This window comes from Aphanothece microscopica RSMan92, from assembly GCF_046613545.2.
Taxonomy (GTDB): Bacteria; Cyanobacteriota; Cyanobacteriia; order PCC-6307; family Cyanobiaceae; genus NIES-981.
Genome location: NZ_JBKKKY020000409.1, coordinates 1 through 531, shown reverse-complemented (window position 1 = coordinate 531; position 531 = coordinate 1). Strand labels below are relative to the sequence as shown.

1 protein-coding gene is annotated in these 531 nt (G+C 62.7%); it reads right to left on the bottom strand.

Going from position 1 to position 531, the window contains the following annotated elements; translation table 11 throughout:
- On the bottom strand, positions 1-436 hold a 436-nt coding region (locus ACLD7X_RS18275; RefSeq protein WP_411425108.1), incomplete at its 3' end, for a hypothetical protein.
- Between the last annotated feature and the right edge of the window lie 95 nt (positions 437-531).

Here is a 531-nt window from a genome sequence, read left to right as displayed (position 1 = left end):
CCTCCAGCGGACCTTCCGACTGCTTCAACGGATCGGCGACGTCTGCTGGAAGCGGCAGCGCCTCGTTCTCGGCGAGCATCTTGCGGAACAGCTCCGCCTTCTCGGCCGTGTCGGCGCGCAGCGCGTCGCCATCCACATCGGTCAGGACGCCATTGGCCGACAAAAGCGCTTTCAGAACATTGGAGTAGAGGGCGTCATGCATCATATCGCCGACGGCGAAGTTCACCGCCGCCTGCCGGATCGCCAGCGCCTGGGCGGCGGAACGGTCAAGGCTTGAGACCGACCAGCTGGAAAAGGCCGACAGGCCGACAATACCCGCCAGCGACAACCCGACCAATGCGGCGATCTTGCCGCGCAATGTAATGTTTCCGAGCATGCACGCGCCCTTCCTGCCAACAGGAATACCCAGCCCCAGCGGGGCCGCGACCGGATGCAAGGCATGCGCCCAAAATACTTAATGCAATGCTTCCGGCGTGTATCGCTCAGGCATGTTTGTGCACCTCGCCTTTCCCAACCCATGGGCTGGTACCA